Annotated in this window: 12 protein-coding genes; all 12 read right to left on the bottom strand. The window is 67.8% G+C overall.

Annotated elements, in window-relative coordinates:
- Positions 1-143 precede the first annotated feature (143 nt).
- Positions 144-1,400 carry a chemotaxis protein CheW gene (locus tag ABH900_RS02495; RefSeq protein ID WP_429620945.1) on the bottom strand — a complete coding sequence of 419 codons (1,257 nt, stop codon included), beginning with the start codon at positions 1,398-1,400 and terminating at the stop codon, positions 144-146.
- On the bottom strand, positions 1,397-2,179 hold the full coding sequence (locus ABH900_RS02490; protein WP_429620943.1) for a ParA family protein: 783 nt from the start codon (positions 2,177-2,179) through the stop codon (positions 1,397-1,399). Before ABH900_RS02490 ends, ABH900_RS02495 begins: the two co-directional genes overlap by 4 nt.
- Before the next feature lie 4 nt (positions 2,180-2,183).
- Positions 2,184-3,191, bottom strand: a complete 1,008-nt coding sequence (gene motD / locus ABH900_RS02485) for a flagellar motor protein MotD (RefSeq protein ID WP_429620941.1) — start codon at positions 3,189-3,191, stop codon at positions 2,184-2,186.
- A 1-nt stretch (position 3,192) separates the two neighbouring features.
- Entirely contained in the window at positions 3,193-3,933 is a 741-nt protein-coding gene (locus tag ABH900_RS02480; protein WP_429620939.1) for a flagellar motor protein, read from the bottom strand.
- A 101-nt stretch (positions 3,934-4,034) separates the two neighbouring features.
- Positions 4,035-5,867: a chemotaxis protein CheA gene (locus tag ABH900_RS02475; RefSeq protein WP_429620938.1), complete on the bottom strand. Its 1,833-nt coding sequence runs from the start codon at positions 5,865-5,867 to the stop codon at positions 4,035-4,037.
- A 2-nt stretch (positions 5,868-5,869) separates the two neighbouring features.
- Complete coding sequence (locus tag ABH900_RS02470) at positions 5,870-6,475, bottom strand: protein phosphatase CheZ (RefSeq protein ID WP_429620936.1); 606 nt, start codon at positions 6,473-6,475, stop codon at positions 5,870-5,872.
- Entirely contained in the window at positions 6,475-6,867 is a 393-nt protein-coding gene (gene cheY / locus ABH900_RS02465; RefSeq protein WP_006365466.1) for a chemotaxis response regulator CheY, read from the bottom strand. Before cheY ends, ABH900_RS02470 begins: the two co-directional genes overlap by 1 nt.
- Positions 6,868-6,924: 57 nt before the next feature.
- Positions 6,925-7,668, bottom strand: coding sequence for an RNA polymerase sigma factor FliA (locus ABH900_RS02460; RefSeq protein ID WP_188489504.1), 744 nt, complete (start codon positions 7,666-7,668; stop codon positions 6,925-6,927).
- Positions 7,665-8,552 carry a MinD/ParA family ATP-binding protein gene (locus ABH900_RS02455; protein ID WP_010482449.1) on the bottom strand — a complete coding sequence of 296 codons (888 nt, stop codon included), beginning with the start codon at positions 8,550-8,552 and terminating at the stop codon, positions 7,665-7,667. The genes ABH900_RS02460 and ABH900_RS02455 overlap by 4 nt, the downstream gene beginning before the upstream one ends.
- Positions 8,539-10,155 carry a flagellar biosynthesis protein FlhF gene (flhF, locus tag ABH900_RS02450; protein ID WP_429620934.1) on the bottom strand — a complete coding sequence of 539 codons (1,617 nt, stop codon included), beginning with the start codon at positions 10,153-10,155 and terminating at the stop codon, positions 8,539-8,541. Before flhF ends, ABH900_RS02455 begins: the two co-directional genes overlap by 14 nt.
- A 145-nt stretch (positions 10,156-10,300) precedes the next feature.
- Complete coding sequence (flhA, locus tag ABH900_RS02445; protein WP_429621419.1) at positions 10,301-12,361, bottom strand: flagellar biosynthesis protein FlhA; 2,061 nt, start codon at positions 12,359-12,361, stop codon at positions 10,301-10,303.
- A 44-nt stretch (positions 12,362-12,405) separates the two neighbouring features.
- A complete protein-coding gene (flhB, locus tag ABH900_RS02440) occupies positions 12,406-13,536 on the bottom strand; it encodes a flagellar biosynthesis protein FlhB (RefSeq protein WP_429620933.1) in 1,131 nt (376 codons plus the stop codon).
- Positions 13,537-13,607 lie beyond the last annotated feature (71 nt).

Genomic DNA, 13,607 nt, shown 5'->3' with positions numbered 1-13,607 from the left:
CGTTACCTGTCGGGGACGCAAGGAATTGATCCGTTGGATCAACACCTTACGTCCCCACTGCGCGGTCGCCGTTTCCACGGATAGCCTCGGAGGGGCACGGGCATTTACGACTTAATCCCCTCCGTCCCCTTTTTCTTTTCGGCTCAGCTCAACAGTCGCGTCGCGTCGAGCAGGATCATCGGGCGCTGGCTGACCCGGGCCACACCGCGGAACAGGTCGTTGGAGATCTGGCAGATGCGCGCGGTATCGGGCGGTTCGATCTGCGAATCGGTGAGGTTGGCAACATCTTCCACCGCCGATACACGCAGGCCAATGGTTTCACCGTCCTCCTCCAGCACCACGATGCGGGTCTGTGCGTCCTCTTCGGCCGCGGCGGCGCCCAGGTGCAGGCCCAGATCCATTACCGGTACTACCTGGCCACGCAGGTTCATGATGCCAAGCATGGCCGGCGCGGTGCCGCGCAACGGCAGCAGCGGCACCGGCAGCACCACTTCCTGCACCTTCAGCAATTCCAGCGCGTAGGCCTGGGTACCGCAGCGTAGGCGCAGCCAGCGCGAGGTGCGTTCGCCGGCACGGCGGTTCTGCGGATGTGGGCTGCGCGCCGGCTGGTGTGCCTGGGCCTGCAGCTCCTGCCAGGTCCCGGGTCGGTTGCCTGCCGGCGCATCCACGGCTACGCGCGGCGGTGGCGTGGCGGCAGCGCGCGCCACCGGAGCCGGTGCTGGCCGCGCAGCCGGTGGTGACACGGGTGCTGCGATCACCGCCGCCGGTGGCGTGGGGACGTCTTCGCCGCCGGCCGCTGCCTCGAAGGCGGCTTGCAGGCCGGGGCTGTCGGTGTGGGCGAGGCGATGGCTGTCGGCCGGGTCGGTCTCGTAGATCACTTCGTCCGGCAGATCGTCCCAGGTGGGTTCCGGGCCGGTCTTCGCAGTGACGTTGGCGGATGCAGTTTCGTGGATGACCTCGTCGGGCAGGTCGTCCCAGGTCGGCTCGCGTTCTGCGTCCGCTGCGCTCGCTGGGCGTGGCCCGGCGCTACCCGGTGCCGACGCGGCCTCGAAGGCGGCTTCCAGCGCTGCGGCATCGACGGTCGGGGCGGCGACGGTGTCCGTTTCGTAGATCACCTCGGCCGGCAGGTCGTCCCAGGTGGGTTCGCGTGCAGGCGTTGCGGCGGCGTCGAACGCGGCTTGCAGCGCCGCGTCATCTTCGACCGGGGCGATGGCGGCCGTTTCGGTTTCATGGACCACTTCGGCCGGCAGATCGTCCCAGGTCGGCTCGCGTTCTGCGACTGCTGTGCTCGCCGGGCGTGGCCCGGCGCTACCGGGAGTTGGCGTGGCAGGCGGAGCCGCAACAATCGCTTCGCTCAGCAGTTCGTCCAGGTAGTCGTCCAACACGCCGGTGCTGTTCATGCGGCCTGCTCCAGCGCGCGGGCATCCTCGCCGAGGATCCAGTTCAATGCACGGCGATAGGCTGCCAGGCCACGGCCCGGGTAGTCCTCGCCGACGCTGGGCAGCGTCAGGCCGCCGGCGTTGCTGATGCGGGTGTCGATCGGAATCGCATCCTCCCAGACGCGCGCGCCATGGCGGTCCTGCATGGTGCGCAGCGATTCGTTGCCGGCACGCGTGCGACGGTCAAACAGCGTCGGCAGGATCGAGATCGGCAGCGGACGGCGGCGCGAGCGCTCGACCATCTCGCCGGTGCGGACCATGCCCTCCAGGCCATGCAGGGCCAGCGGCTCGGCCTGTGTCGGGATGATCAGGCGGTCGGCGGCAGCCAGCGCATTGATCATCAGCAGGCCGAGCGTCGGTGCGCAGTCCAGCAGGATGTAGTCGTGCTGGCCCTGGTGGCGTGCGAGCGCGTTCTGCAGGGCCAGGCCGAGGCCGGGCTGGTTGGCGCTGCGTCGCTCCAGTGTCGCCAGTGCCGACTGCGCGCAGACGTAGTCCAGGCCATGGATGCTGCTGGCGTGGCACAGGCTGGACAGATCTGCTGGCGGCGCGCCGAACAGTTCCAGTACACCGGCCGGCGGCGGATCCACCGGCACACCGAACGCGCGGCTGAGCGAGGCATGCGGATCAAGGTCGATCAGCAGCACGCGATGGCCGAGCCCGGCCAGGCCGCGGCCGAGGGCGAGGGTGGTGGTGGTCTTGCCGACTCCGCCCTTCTGGTTGGCGACTGCCCAGATGCGCATCGGTTTACTCCTTCATTGCCGGGGGAACGGCGGCGCCGACACGGCTGCCAGCCGGCACCGGCGGCAACTTCACCGGTGCGATGGGGGAGGTAGCCGGAGTTGCGTCGGCTTGTTCGGGGGAGGCGTTGCCAACGGCGCCGGTGGCGGCATTGAGGCGTTCACCGAGCGGGTCCACCGAATGACTGGTGTCGGCCAGGATGATGACCATCACCCGCCGGTTGCGGTTGCGGCCCTGCGCACTTTCGTTCTCCTCGCGCGGGCGGAACTGGCCGTAGCCGACCATCGCCAGCCGCGACGGCTGCACGCCCTGGTCGGCGAACAGGTGCACCACGCTGGCCGCGCGACCGGCCGACAGTTCCCAGTTGGAGGGGAACGTGGCGGTAGCGATCGGCACATTGTCGGTGTGGCCTTCCACGCGCACGCTGTTGGGTACGTCGCGCAGCACCTCGGCCAGGCTGGCCAGGGTCTGCCGTGCATGCACGTCCAGCGCGGCTGAGCCCGTGGGGAACAGGATGTCGCTGTTGATCTCGACCTCGATCCACAGTTCGGTGCGGCGCACGCTGATCATGCCGCGATCGATCAGTGGTGCCAGTGCGGCCGTCAGGCGGTCGGCGATGCTGCTGAGCTGGCGCTCGGCACGCGCGATCTGTTCCTGGTTGTGGACCGACACCGGCATGCGCATCTGCGAGGCCATCGATGGCAACAGGGTGGGGTCGTGCGAGGGCGCCGGCGCGGACGGGCCAACCTTGGTGCCGGACTTGATCACCGAGGGGCTGTCCCAGCCGCCGCCCTGCACCTGCTTGTTGCCGACCTGCACCGGGTTGATGGTGCGCGGTGCGCCACCGAACGCATCGGTGAGGGCGTCGGCCATGATCCGGTACTTGCCCTCGTTGACCGAGGAGATTGCGTACATGACCACGAAGAAGGCCAGCAGCAGCGTCATCAGGTCGGCATAGGGAATCGCCCATGCCTCATGGTTGGCGTGCTCTTCGTGGTGCTTGCGGCGGGCCATGTCAGTGCAGGAAGCCGGAGAGGTTGGTTTCGATGTTGCGCGGGTTCTCGCCCTGGGCGATCGAGATCAGGCCTTCGATGACCATTTCACGGTCGCGCGTGTTGTGCGAGATCACACTCTTGAGCTTGGCGGCAACCGGCAGGAACAGCAGGTTGGCCGAAGCGATACCGTAGATGGTGGCGGTGAACGCGGCGGCGATGCCGTGGCCGAGCTTGCTGGGGTCGGCCAGGTTCTTCATCACTGCGATCAGGCCGAGCACGGCGCCGATGATGCCAAGCGTCGGTGCATAGATGCCCATTGCCTCGAACACCTTGGCGCCGGCCTGGTCCTGGTGTTCCTGGCTGCCCAGTTCGATTTCCAGCATGTGCCGCATCGATTCGGGCTCGACGCCGTCCACCAGCAGCTGCAGGCCCTTGCGCAGGAACGGGTCCTGCTGCGCCTCCACCTGCGATTCCAGGCCCAGCAGGCCCTGGCGACGGGCGATGTTGCTCCACTCGACGATCTGCTGGATCAGTTCACGACGATCGCTGTGCGGCGGACGCACGACCCAGCGCACGATCTTGAACGCATGCTTGAACACCGCCGGCGAGGTATGCAGCAGGATCGCGGCGATGGTGCCGACAATCACGATCACGAACGCCGCCGGCGACCACAGCGACGCCAGGCCGGCGCCCTTGAGGATGCTGCCGCCGACCAGTGAGGCCAGCGCGAGAAAGAGTCCAATAAGGCTGAGTCTATCCATGGGTCCGGTATCGGCTTGTGTGAATGGGACTTGAGACACCGGGAGCGTACGTACAGACGGTGGTCACAGTTTTCGGTTCGCCGGGCCATGCCCGACTGGGGTCATCTCAACCCATCCACATCCAGGATCAGCGCCATGCGACCATCGCCGATCAAGGTTGCACCGGCGTAACCGCGCAGACCGCGCAGGGCTTTTGGCAGCGGCTTGATGACCACTTCCTCGCGCCCGCGCACCTGGTCCACGACCAGGCCGAAGCGGGCCTCACCGGCCTGCAGCACCACGATGGTCAGCAGGGGCGACGCGGCAGGCGTCACATCCAGCCACTGGCGCAGATCGACCAGCGGCAGGGTGTGCGAACGGCGGTCGAGCACGGCGCGGCCGTCGAACCAGCCCAGCGAGGTGCGCGGGGCGTGCAGGACTTCCATCACGCGCGCCAGCGGCAACGCATAGACGTCCTCGCCGGCCTGCACCAGCAGGGTTGGCAGGATCGCCAGGGTCAGCGGCACGCGGATCAGGAAGCGGCTGCCACGGCCCAGTTCCGACTGGATCTGGATCTGGCCGCTCAGCTCGCGGATGCGCGACTGCACCACGTCCATGCCCACGCCACGGCCGGAGATGTCGGTGACCTGCTGCTTGGTCGAGAAGCCCGGCAGGAACACCAGGTGCAGGCACTCCTCGCTGCTCAGGCGGGCGGCGGCTTCCGGATCGATCAGGCCCTTTTCGCGCGCCTTCGCGCGCAGCTTTTCCGGATCGATGCCGGCGCCATCGTCCTGCACCTCGATGCTGACGTAGTCGCCTTCCTGCTGGGCCGACAGACGCACGTGGCCCATCCGCGGCTTGCCCTGCGCTTCTCGCAGTTCAGGCATCTCCACGCCATGGTCGATGGCATTGCGGACCAGGTGCACCAGCGGATCGGCCAGCGCCTCGACCAGATTGCGGTCGAGCTCGGTTTCGGCACCGATCAGCTCCAGATCCACTTCCTTCTTCAGCGACCGGGCAACGTCGCGGGCCACCTTGGGGAAGCGCGAGAACACCTTGCCGACCGGCTGCATGCGGGTGCGCATGACCGCCGACTGCAGGCGCGCGGTGGCGATGTCCAGGGTGGACACAGCACGGTCCAGCTCTTCATCGCGCAGGCGTGCGCGCAGCGTCTTCAGCCGATTGCGTGACAACACCAGTTCGCCGATCAGGTTGACGATCGCATCCAGGCGTTTGGTATCCACGCGTACGGTGTGTTCGGCCTCTGCCAGCGGCTTGCTCGCCGGCTTGGCGGCCGGGGCGGACGCGGCAGGGCGCGCTGTCGGTGCCGGCGCCGGTACCGATGGTGCAACGGCGACCGGTGTGGTGCCGGGCGCGGCGCCACCGTGCAGCTGGTCGAGCAGGGCTTCGAATTCGTCTTCGCTGATCAGCCCATCGTCGGCCTTCTTTGCCGGGGCCACCGCAGTCGGTGCGTTGCCGCCATGCAGCTGATCGAGCAGGGCCTCGAACTCGTCATCGGTGATCAGGTCGCCGCCAGCGGCAGCGGGTGCGGTGACCGACGCGGCGGGCGCGGCACTGCCATGCATGTCGAACTGCGCGATCAGCTCGGGCGGCGCATAGCCCGGTTCGGTGCCCGACGACACCGCATCTAGCATCGACTGCAGGTAGTCCAGCGATTGCTGGGCCGCGTCGAAGTGATGGGCCTGGAGCAGGGCCTGCCCGGCACGCGCGATGCCCAGCGCTTCTTCGGCGGCGTGGCACAGCTCGACCATGGCGGTGACACCGAGGAAGCCGGCGCCGCCCTTGAGCGTGTGATAGCCACGGAACACCGCATTGAGCTGCTCGGTGTCCTGGGGTGCCTGCTCCAGCGACACCAGCTGTTCGCCGAGGCGGTCCAGGATCTCCTGCGCTTCGATGATGAAATCGGCAGTGATGTCGTCGGATACCGCGCTCATGCTTACAGCCCCAGGTCCGACAACAGGTCGTCGGCGTCGTTCTGCGAGACCGCGTGGCGGTCCAGTCCCTTCAGTGCCGGCCCGGCCAGTTCCGGGTCGGTGCGATGCTGTTCCGGCGGCAGGCCGAGCGCGCCGAAACCTTCGTGCACGCGGCGTACGATGCCGACCACACGACGGATGATCTGCCCGGTCAGGTCCTGGTAGCTCTGGGTCAGGGCGATCTCGGTCAGGTTGTGGCGGATGCGCTCAAGCTGCGCGTCCTGACCCGGCTGCAGGCCTTCGGCGCGCAGTTGTTCGGTCAGGCTGCGGCACTCTTCGGCCAGGTCCAGGGTGCGATGGGTGGCCTGTTCGGTCATCGCCACCACGTGGTCCAGGCGCGCGCAGGCGTCGTCCAGTTCGCCGGCCTCGCTGGGCACGGTCGGCAGTTCACCCAGCGCCTGCCCCAGCTCGCGGGCCAGCCGCGAAAGGCCGCTCATCATCGGCTGCGTGCGCAGCGCGACCAGTCCGTCGATGCGCTGCCGCCATGCGGCTTCGTCACCGGACTCCAGGGCGTCCAGGGCTTCCTGCAGGCGCAGGGAGAGGGCGTTCTTGTCGACCGTGGTATCCATCAGGCGCTGGCCGCCAGGCGCTCGAAGATCTTGCCGAGCTTCTCTTCCAGGGTCTGCGCGGTGAACGGCTTGATGATGTAACCGTTGACGCCACTCTGGGCGGCTTCGATGATCTGCTCGCGCTTGGCTTCGGCGGTGACCATCAGCACCGGCAGCGTCTTCAGCTTGGCGTCGGCGCGGATCGCCTTGAGCAGCTCGATGCCTGTCATCACCGGCATGTTCCAGTCGGTGACCACGAAATCGAACGGCTGGCTCTGCAGCAACGACAGTGCGGCATGCCCGTCCTCGGCTTCGGCGGTATTGGTGAAGCCCAGATCGCCCAGCAGGTTCTTGACGATTCGACGCATGGTCGAAAAGTCGTCGACGATCAGGATGCGCATGTTCTTGTTCAAAGCGGAATTCCTTTGTTGTTCAATCCGGGCGGCCGGGGGCAGCCGCCTCGGGCATGTTCATTCTTCAAGGCCGGCGTCGACGGCCTCGAATATCTTCAGTCGACCACGCAGGCGCAGCACCGCCTGGCCGTGGATCTGGCAGACCCGCGACTCGCTCACGCCGAGCACCGCGCCGATCTCCTTCAGGTTCAGCTCCTGTTCGTAGTACAGCGAGAGCACCAGCTGTTCGCGTTCGGGCAGGTGGCCGATGGCCTTGCCCAGTTCGCGGCCGAACTCGCCGCGTTCCAGCACCTGCTGCGGGGTCGGGCCACCCTGGGCGACGGTGTCCAGCTCGCCCTGGTCTTCGATGCGCGATTCCAGGCTCAGCACCTGGCCACGCGCGGCGTCTTCCATCAGCCGCAGATATTCGGGCAGCGGCATCTCCATCGCCGCGGCCACCTCGGTGGCGCTGGCGGCGCGGCCGCTGCTCTGTTCCAGGCGACGGATGGTGGCGGCGGCATCGCGTGCACGCCGATGCACCGAACGCGGCACCCAGTCGCCGCGGCGGATCTCGTCGATCATCGAGCCACGGATGCGGATGGAAGCGTAGGTCTCGAACGAGGCGCCCTGGTCGGCGTCGTAGCTGCGCGAGGCTTCGATCAGGCCCATCATGCCGGCCTGGATCAGGTCATCGACCTCGACGCTGGCCGGCAGGCGAGCGGCCAGGTGATGGGCGATACGCCGCACCAGGTCCGAATGCTGGGCGATGACATCGTTCGCGGCTGAACGTTGCACTTCCCTGTATTGGGCTGCGCCTTTCATGCGGCTACCCCGCGCTGCTTGAGGATGCGTTCGAGGAAGAACTCGACGCCGCCACGCGGTTCGGTCGGCGCCTGCCAGCGTGCGGTGCGGCGGGCGATCTCGGTGATCGCCAGGGCTGCCGGGCTGGACGGGTAGGCCTTCACCACCGGCTGCTGGCGCTGTACCGACAGGCGCAGCCAGTCATCCTGCGGCACGCAGCCCAGGTAGTTCAGCGAGACATCGGCGAGGAACTTCTCGCAGACGCGGGTCAGCTTCTCGTACAGCACGCGGCCTTCGTTGGGGTCGCGCACCATGTTGGCGACGACCTGGATGCGGTCCACGCCACGTTCGCGCGAGAGCACCTTGATCAGCGCGTAGGCGTCGGTGATCGAGGCCGGCTCGTCACAGACCACCACCACGGTGTCCTGCGCGGCCTGGCAGAAGGTCAGCACGCCATCGGTGATGCCGGCGGCGGTGTCCACCACCATGATGTCCAGCTCGCGTTCCAGTTCGGAGAACACGTTGACCAGGCCGACGTGCTCGGCCGGGGCCAGTTCGGCCATGTGCCGGCGGCCGGACGCGGCCGGTACCACCAGCACACCGTTGGGGCCTTCGACGATCACGTCGTCCAGCGTGCAGCGGCCGGCGACCAGGTCGGCCAGCGTAAAGGTGGGATTCAGCCCCAGGATCACGTCGATGTTGGCCAGGCCAAGGTCGGCGTCCAGCAGCAGCGTGCGTTTGCCCATGCCGGCCAGCGCCACGGCCAGGTTGGCGGACACGTTCGTCTTGCCCACGCCGCCCTTGCCGCCGGTCACGGCAATGGTGCGCACAGGGCCGAGCGGCTCGCTGCGGGTGGCCGACAGCGGGAAGGTCTTGGTCAGCTTGGCGTACTCACGCGACGGCATGGTTCAACTCCGGGTTGCAGGGCATATCGGCCGCTCGGCGCAAATCTTCAAGGCGAAGTACGAGATTGGCTGCACTGGCCCGGTGCAGGTCGTCCGGCACGTCCTGGCCGTCGGTCACCCAGGTGATCGGCAGGGCATGGTCCACGGCCACCGACAGGGCGTTGCCGAAGCGGCCGGTCTCGTCCAGCTTGCTCAGCACCAGGCCCTGCAGGTTGGCCGCTCCGAAGCGGCGGACCACTTCGTCCATGTCGCCGAAGCTGGTGTTGGCCGGCAGCACCAGCAGGGTGCGTACCTGGCGGGCGGCGCGCAGCCACTGCAGCTGGGCAGCCAGTGCACGGTCGCGCGGGCCAAGGCCGGCGGTGTCGATCAGCACCAGCTTGTAGTCCTTCAGGCGCTCCAGCAGCTGGTCCAGGTCGGTGCCGCTGTTGGCCTCGTGCACGGCGATGCCCAGCTGGCGGCCATAGCCGTACAGCTGCTCGCGGGCGCCGATGCGGGTGGTATCGGTGGTCACCAGGGCGACGTCGCGTGGCGCGTGCTTCTCAGCGAAGCGCGAGGCCAGCTTGGCGATGGTGGTGGTCTTGCCGGCGCCGGTTGGGCCGACCAGCGCGATCACGCCGCCTTCTTCCAGTGGATCGACCGGGGCGATCGGCAGCTTGCGCGAGATCAGCCCCAGCATCAGGCCGCGACCGCGATGGGCTTCAGTCTCCAGCGGGATCTGCATCGCCACGTCGCGGGCCAGCCCGGCATCGAAGCCATATTCGTCCATCAGGTCCAGCGCGGTGGCGCGCACCGGGCAGCCGCGCAGGCGCTCGTCGGTGAAGCGGTTCATCTCGCGCTCGATCACTTGGCGCATGCCGGCTACTTCCTGGCGCAGCTGGCGGATCTCGGCATCGTCCTGGGCCACCACGGTCAGCACCGGGGCCGGGGCGAGGGTGGGCTCAGGCGTGGCGTCGGCGAGGGTGTCGGGTGCCGCCGGTTCATTGACGATCATGTCCTGCGGCGTACCGGCCACGGCGACAGGCAGCGGCGGCGGTTGCACGGCCGGGGCCGGGCTTTCGTGATGCGTTTCATGCGGCGGATCGATCTGGAAGCGGGCGCGGTTGGCTGCCGCGCTGATGCTGGCCGCCGGCGCAACGATGGCATCGGCGTACGGGGCGAAGATCTGCTCCGGCAGCGCCGGTTCGTTGACGGCAGCGCGGGCCAGGGTGGCGGCGAAGCCGGTGCTGCCACGGGTCGGTACGATCTCGTCGGCGCTGTCGAGGGTGCGGCCGGTGGCGCCGACTGCAGCGCGGGCGAGGGCGGCGACGGCCGACGTGGTGGCGGCGACCGGCTCCGGGGCCGGGCCGCTGCTGCGGCGGCGGGTGACCGCAGCGATCACCGCATCGGCGGCAGTGCGCGGCTTCGGCGGCGGCGGAGCCACATCACGGCGCGAGGCTTCCAGCGCACGCTGCACGGCGCTTTCATCATAGTTGGCGGCGGCGACGATCTCGATGCCTTCCTCGATCCGGCGGTTGGACAGGATCACGGCGTCAGGACCATGTTCCTTGCGCACCAGGTTCATGGCCGAACGCATGTCGGCGGCGACGAATCGTTTGATTTTCATGCTGTGGTCACGGGACGAAGACGGCGGGGTGGCGGTCGGAGAACTCGGGTGTTCGGTGGTCTGCACGGTGCGGGTTCCCCTTGGAATCTGTCTGTTGCGTTGGATCGAAAGTGGTGTCTGTTTTCTGGCGCGATGGAGGGCGGTGTCAGCTGATCGTTCCGACCAGCTTCAAGCGCTTGTCCTCCGGCACCTCGCTGTAGGCCAGGACCGACAGCGACGGAACGCTGTGCCGGACCAGGCGCGCCAGCGCGGCGCGCACCGGGCCCGGTACCAGCACGACCGCGGGCTCGTTGCGGGCTTCCTGCTTGCTGACACAGTCGGCCAGGCTCTGGTGCAGTCGCTCTGCGAGTCCGGGTTCCAGCGCGGCGCCGTTGCCCTGCGTGGACTCCTGCAAGACACGTTCCAATTGTGGGTTGAGGGTGAACACCGGCAGCTCCGCCGACATTCCGGCGATTTCCTGCACGATGAAACGGCCCAGCGCGGTGCGCACGGCGGCAGTGAGCACGGCCGGGTCCTGACTGCTGGGGGCATGTTCGACCAGCGCTTCGGCGATCTTGCGCAGCTGGCGGATCGGGATGCGCTCCACCAGCAGGTTCTGCAGCACGCGCACCACCGCCGACAGTGGCAGCGCCTTGGGCGTCAGATCTTCGACGAGCTTGGGCGCACTCTTGGCGAGGTTGGCCAGCAGGTGCTGCACTTCCTCGTGGCCGAGCAGTTCCGGCGCGTGCTCGCGGATCAGGTGCGAAAGGTGGGTGGCGACCACGGTGGCCGGATCGACCACGGTGTAGCCCAGTGTTTCGGCCTGGGCGCGCTGGTGCGGCTGGATCCAGGTGGCATCCAGGCCGAACGCCGGGTCCTTGCCGGCGATACCTTCCAGGGCGCCGAGGGCGCTGCCTGGGTCCAGCGCCAGCTCACGGTCGGGGTGGATCTCGGCGGTGGCCACCGGTACGCCATGCACCAGCACACGATAGCCATTGGCCGGCAGTTCCAGGTTGTCGCGGATATGCACCGAGGGAATCAGGAACCCCACATCCTGGGTCAGCTTGCGACGGACGCCCTTGATGCGCGCCATGAGTTCGCCGCCCTGGTTGCTGTCCACCAGTGGAATCAGCCGGTAGCCGACCTCCAGCCCCAGCGGATCGACCGGGCGCAGCTCGTCCCAGCTCAGTTCGGCGGTCGGTGCCGGCGCGGCCGGGCGGCCCAGTGCGTTCAGTGCGGCGCCGTCGCTGCCGCCCGCAGCGGCATCCGACGCCGCCACCTTGCCCTTGCGGTATACCTTCCAGGCGATGAAGCCGAGGATCGCGGCCAGCGTCAGGAAAGCGACGTTGGGCATGCCCGGCACCAGGCCGACAACGCCGAGGATGCCGGCGGTGATGGCCAGCGCACGGTACTGGCCGAATACCTGGCCGGTCATGGCCTGGGCCATGTCCTGCGAGCGCGAGGCGCGGGTGACCAGCATCGCCACCGCGCTGGACACCAGCAGGGCCGGCAGCTGGGCCACCAGACCGTCACCGATCGACAGCAGGGTGTAGGTGGCGGCAGCTTCGCCGAACGGCATGCCATGTTGCAGCACGCCCACGGCCAGGCCGCCGAGCATGTTGATGAACAGGATCAGGATGCCGGCGATGGCATCGCCGCGGATGAACTTGCTGGCACCGTCCATTGCACCGTAGAAGTCGGCTTCCTCACGGACCTCTTCACGGCGCAGCTTGGCTTCTTCACGCGTCAGCAAACCGGCGTTGAGGTCGGCATCGATCGCCATCTGCTTGCCGGGCATCGCATCGAGGATGAAGCGCGCGGTCACTTCCGAGACGCGGCCGGCGCCCTTGGTGATCACCACGAAGTTGATGATGGTCAGGATCGCGAACACCACGATGCCGACCGCGTAGTTGCCGCCGATCACGAATTCGCCGAAGGCGGCGATCACTTTGCCGGCCGCTTCGTGGCCGTTCTGGCCATTGAGCAGGATCACGCGCGTGGAGGCCACGTTCAGGGCCAGCCGCAGCATGGTGGTGATCAGCAGCACGATCGGGAAGATGGTGAAATCCAGCGGACGCTTCACGTACACCACCGCCAGCAGCACCATCAGCGAGATGGCGATGTTGAAGGTGAACAGTGCGTCCAGCACCGGTGCGGCCAGCGGCACCACGACCATGGCCAGCAGGGCCAGCACGATCAGCGGCGCGCCAAGCCCCTGGCGGATCATTTCCAGGGCGCGGCGGGTGTTGAAACCGGAGGAGGGCTGGGCGCTCACGGGCGACCTCCCTTGCCGAATTCATCCACCTGGATGTGCGGGGCGTCCGGCATCGGGCCAGTACGCCAGGTGCGCAGCTGGTAGACGTAGGACAGGACCTGGGCGACGGCCGAATACAATCTCACGGGGATTTCCTTTCCGAGTTGGCCTTCCCGATACAAGGCGCGTGCCAAAGGCGGGGCGGAGACAATGGCGACCTTGTTGCCGTCGGCTACTTCACGGATGCGCAGGGCGGTCTCGTCCACGCCCAGCGCCACCACGGTCGGTGCGTTCATGGCGCCACCCTCGTATTTCAGGGCCACCGCGTAGTGGGTGGGATTGACCACCACCACGTCGGCGGTGGGCACCGCTTCCATCATCCGGCGGTTGGCCAGCTGCTGCTGCAGCTGGCGGATGCGGCCCTTGACCTCCGGACTGCCCTCGCTTTCCTTCATTTCCCGGCGCAGCTCTTCACGGGTCATCTTCAGCTTGCGCATCCAGTTCCAGCGCTGGTACGGGGCATCGATGGCGGCCAGCACCAGCATGGCGCCGGCGGTAGCCAGCAGCAGGCGCAGGGTGAAGCCGAGGCCGTCGGTGATGGCGGTCTCCAGTGGGTGGTGGATCAGCCCGCGCAGAGTGTCGAAGCCGGTCCAGACCACCAGGCCGGCGGCCACGCCGACGAAGCCCACGCGCAGCAGCGATTTGGTGAACTCGGCAATCGCCTCCGGGCCGTACAGGCGCTTGAGCCCGCTCATCGGGTTCATGCGGTTGATGTCGGGCATCATCGCCTTGGCCGACCAGCGCAGGCCGCCCATCACCAGTGGCGCGACGAAGCTGGCCAGCAGGCAGACCAGCACCAGCGGTGCGATCACCAGCATGAACTGCAGCAGCAGGTCGCCGAAGTGGCCGAACAGTTCCTTCGGGTTCTGCCTCAGGCTCTGTTCGGGGCTGAGTGCGTGCTTCATCCAGGCGCTGGCGCCGCGGCCGATCGAACCGCTCATGGCCATCACGGCCAGCACGCCGGCGCCGAACACAGCGGCGGTGCCGAGTTCGCGCGAGCGCGGCAGGTTGCCCTGTTCACGGGCATCGCGCAGGCGTTTTTCGGTCGGTTGTTCGGTCTTTTCGCCGGCGGATTCGTTCTCGGACATCACGGGCACTGCGGCAGGGGATGCCGGGGTGCGTGCAAGAACCGTTCCGTGATGGGGGCATGTGCCAACCG

The sequence above is a fragment of the Stenotrophomonas sp. AN71 genome, assembly GCF_050435725.1.
In the GTDB taxonomy this organism is placed as follows: domain Bacteria; phylum Pseudomonadota; class Gammaproteobacteria; order Xanthomonadales; family Xanthomonadaceae; genus Stenotrophomonas.
This window is presented reverse-complemented; position numbering and strand designations above follow the sequence as displayed.

What these genes read in the sequence shown, in the direction of transcription:
- ABH900_RS02460 (WP_188489504.1), bottom strand. Translation starts at nt 7,668, where the DNA reads ATGAAAGGCGCAGCCCAATACAGGGAAGTGCAACGTTCAGCCGCGAAC.
- ABH900_RS02490 (WP_429620943.1), bottom strand. Translation starts at nt 2,179, where the DNA reads ATGCGCATCTGGGCAGTCGCCAACCAGAAGGGCGGAGTCGGCAAGACC.
- flhA (WP_429621419.1), bottom strand. Translation starts at nt 12,361, where the DNA reads ATGATCCGCCAGGGGCTTGGCGCGCCGCTGATCGTGCTGGCCCTGCTG.
- ABH900_RS02470 (WP_429620936.1), bottom strand. Translation starts at nt 6,475, where the DNA reads ATGGATACCACGGTCGACAAGAACGCCCTCTCCCTGCGCCTGCAGGAA.
- motD (WP_429620941.1), bottom strand. Translation starts at nt 3,191, where the DNA reads ATGGCCCGCCGCAAGCACCACGAAGAGCACGCCAACCATGAGGCATGG.
- ABH900_RS02480 (WP_429620939.1), bottom strand. Translation starts at nt 3,933, where the DNA reads ATGGATAGACTCAGCCTTATTGGACTCTTTCTCGCGCTGGCCTCACTG.
- flhB (WP_429620933.1), bottom strand. Translation starts at nt 13,536, where the DNA reads ATGTCCGAGAACGAATCCGCCGGCGAAAAGACCGAACAACCGACCGAA.
- ABH900_RS02475 (WP_429620938.1), bottom strand. Translation starts at nt 5,867, where the DNA reads ATGAGCGCGGTATCCGACGACATCACTGCCGATTTCATCATCGAAGCG.
- ABH900_RS02455 (WP_010482449.1), bottom strand. Translation starts at nt 8,552, where the DNA reads ATGCCGTCGCGTGAGTACGCCAAGCTGACCAAGACCTTCCCGCTGTCG.
- ABH900_RS02495 (WP_429620945.1), bottom strand. Translation starts at nt 1,400, where the DNA reads ATGAACAGCACCGGCGTGTTGGACGACTACCTGGACGAACTGCTGAGC.
- flhF (WP_429620934.1), bottom strand. Translation starts at nt 10,155, where the DNA reads ATGAAAATCAAACGATTCGTCGCCGCCGACATGCGTTCGGCCATGAAC.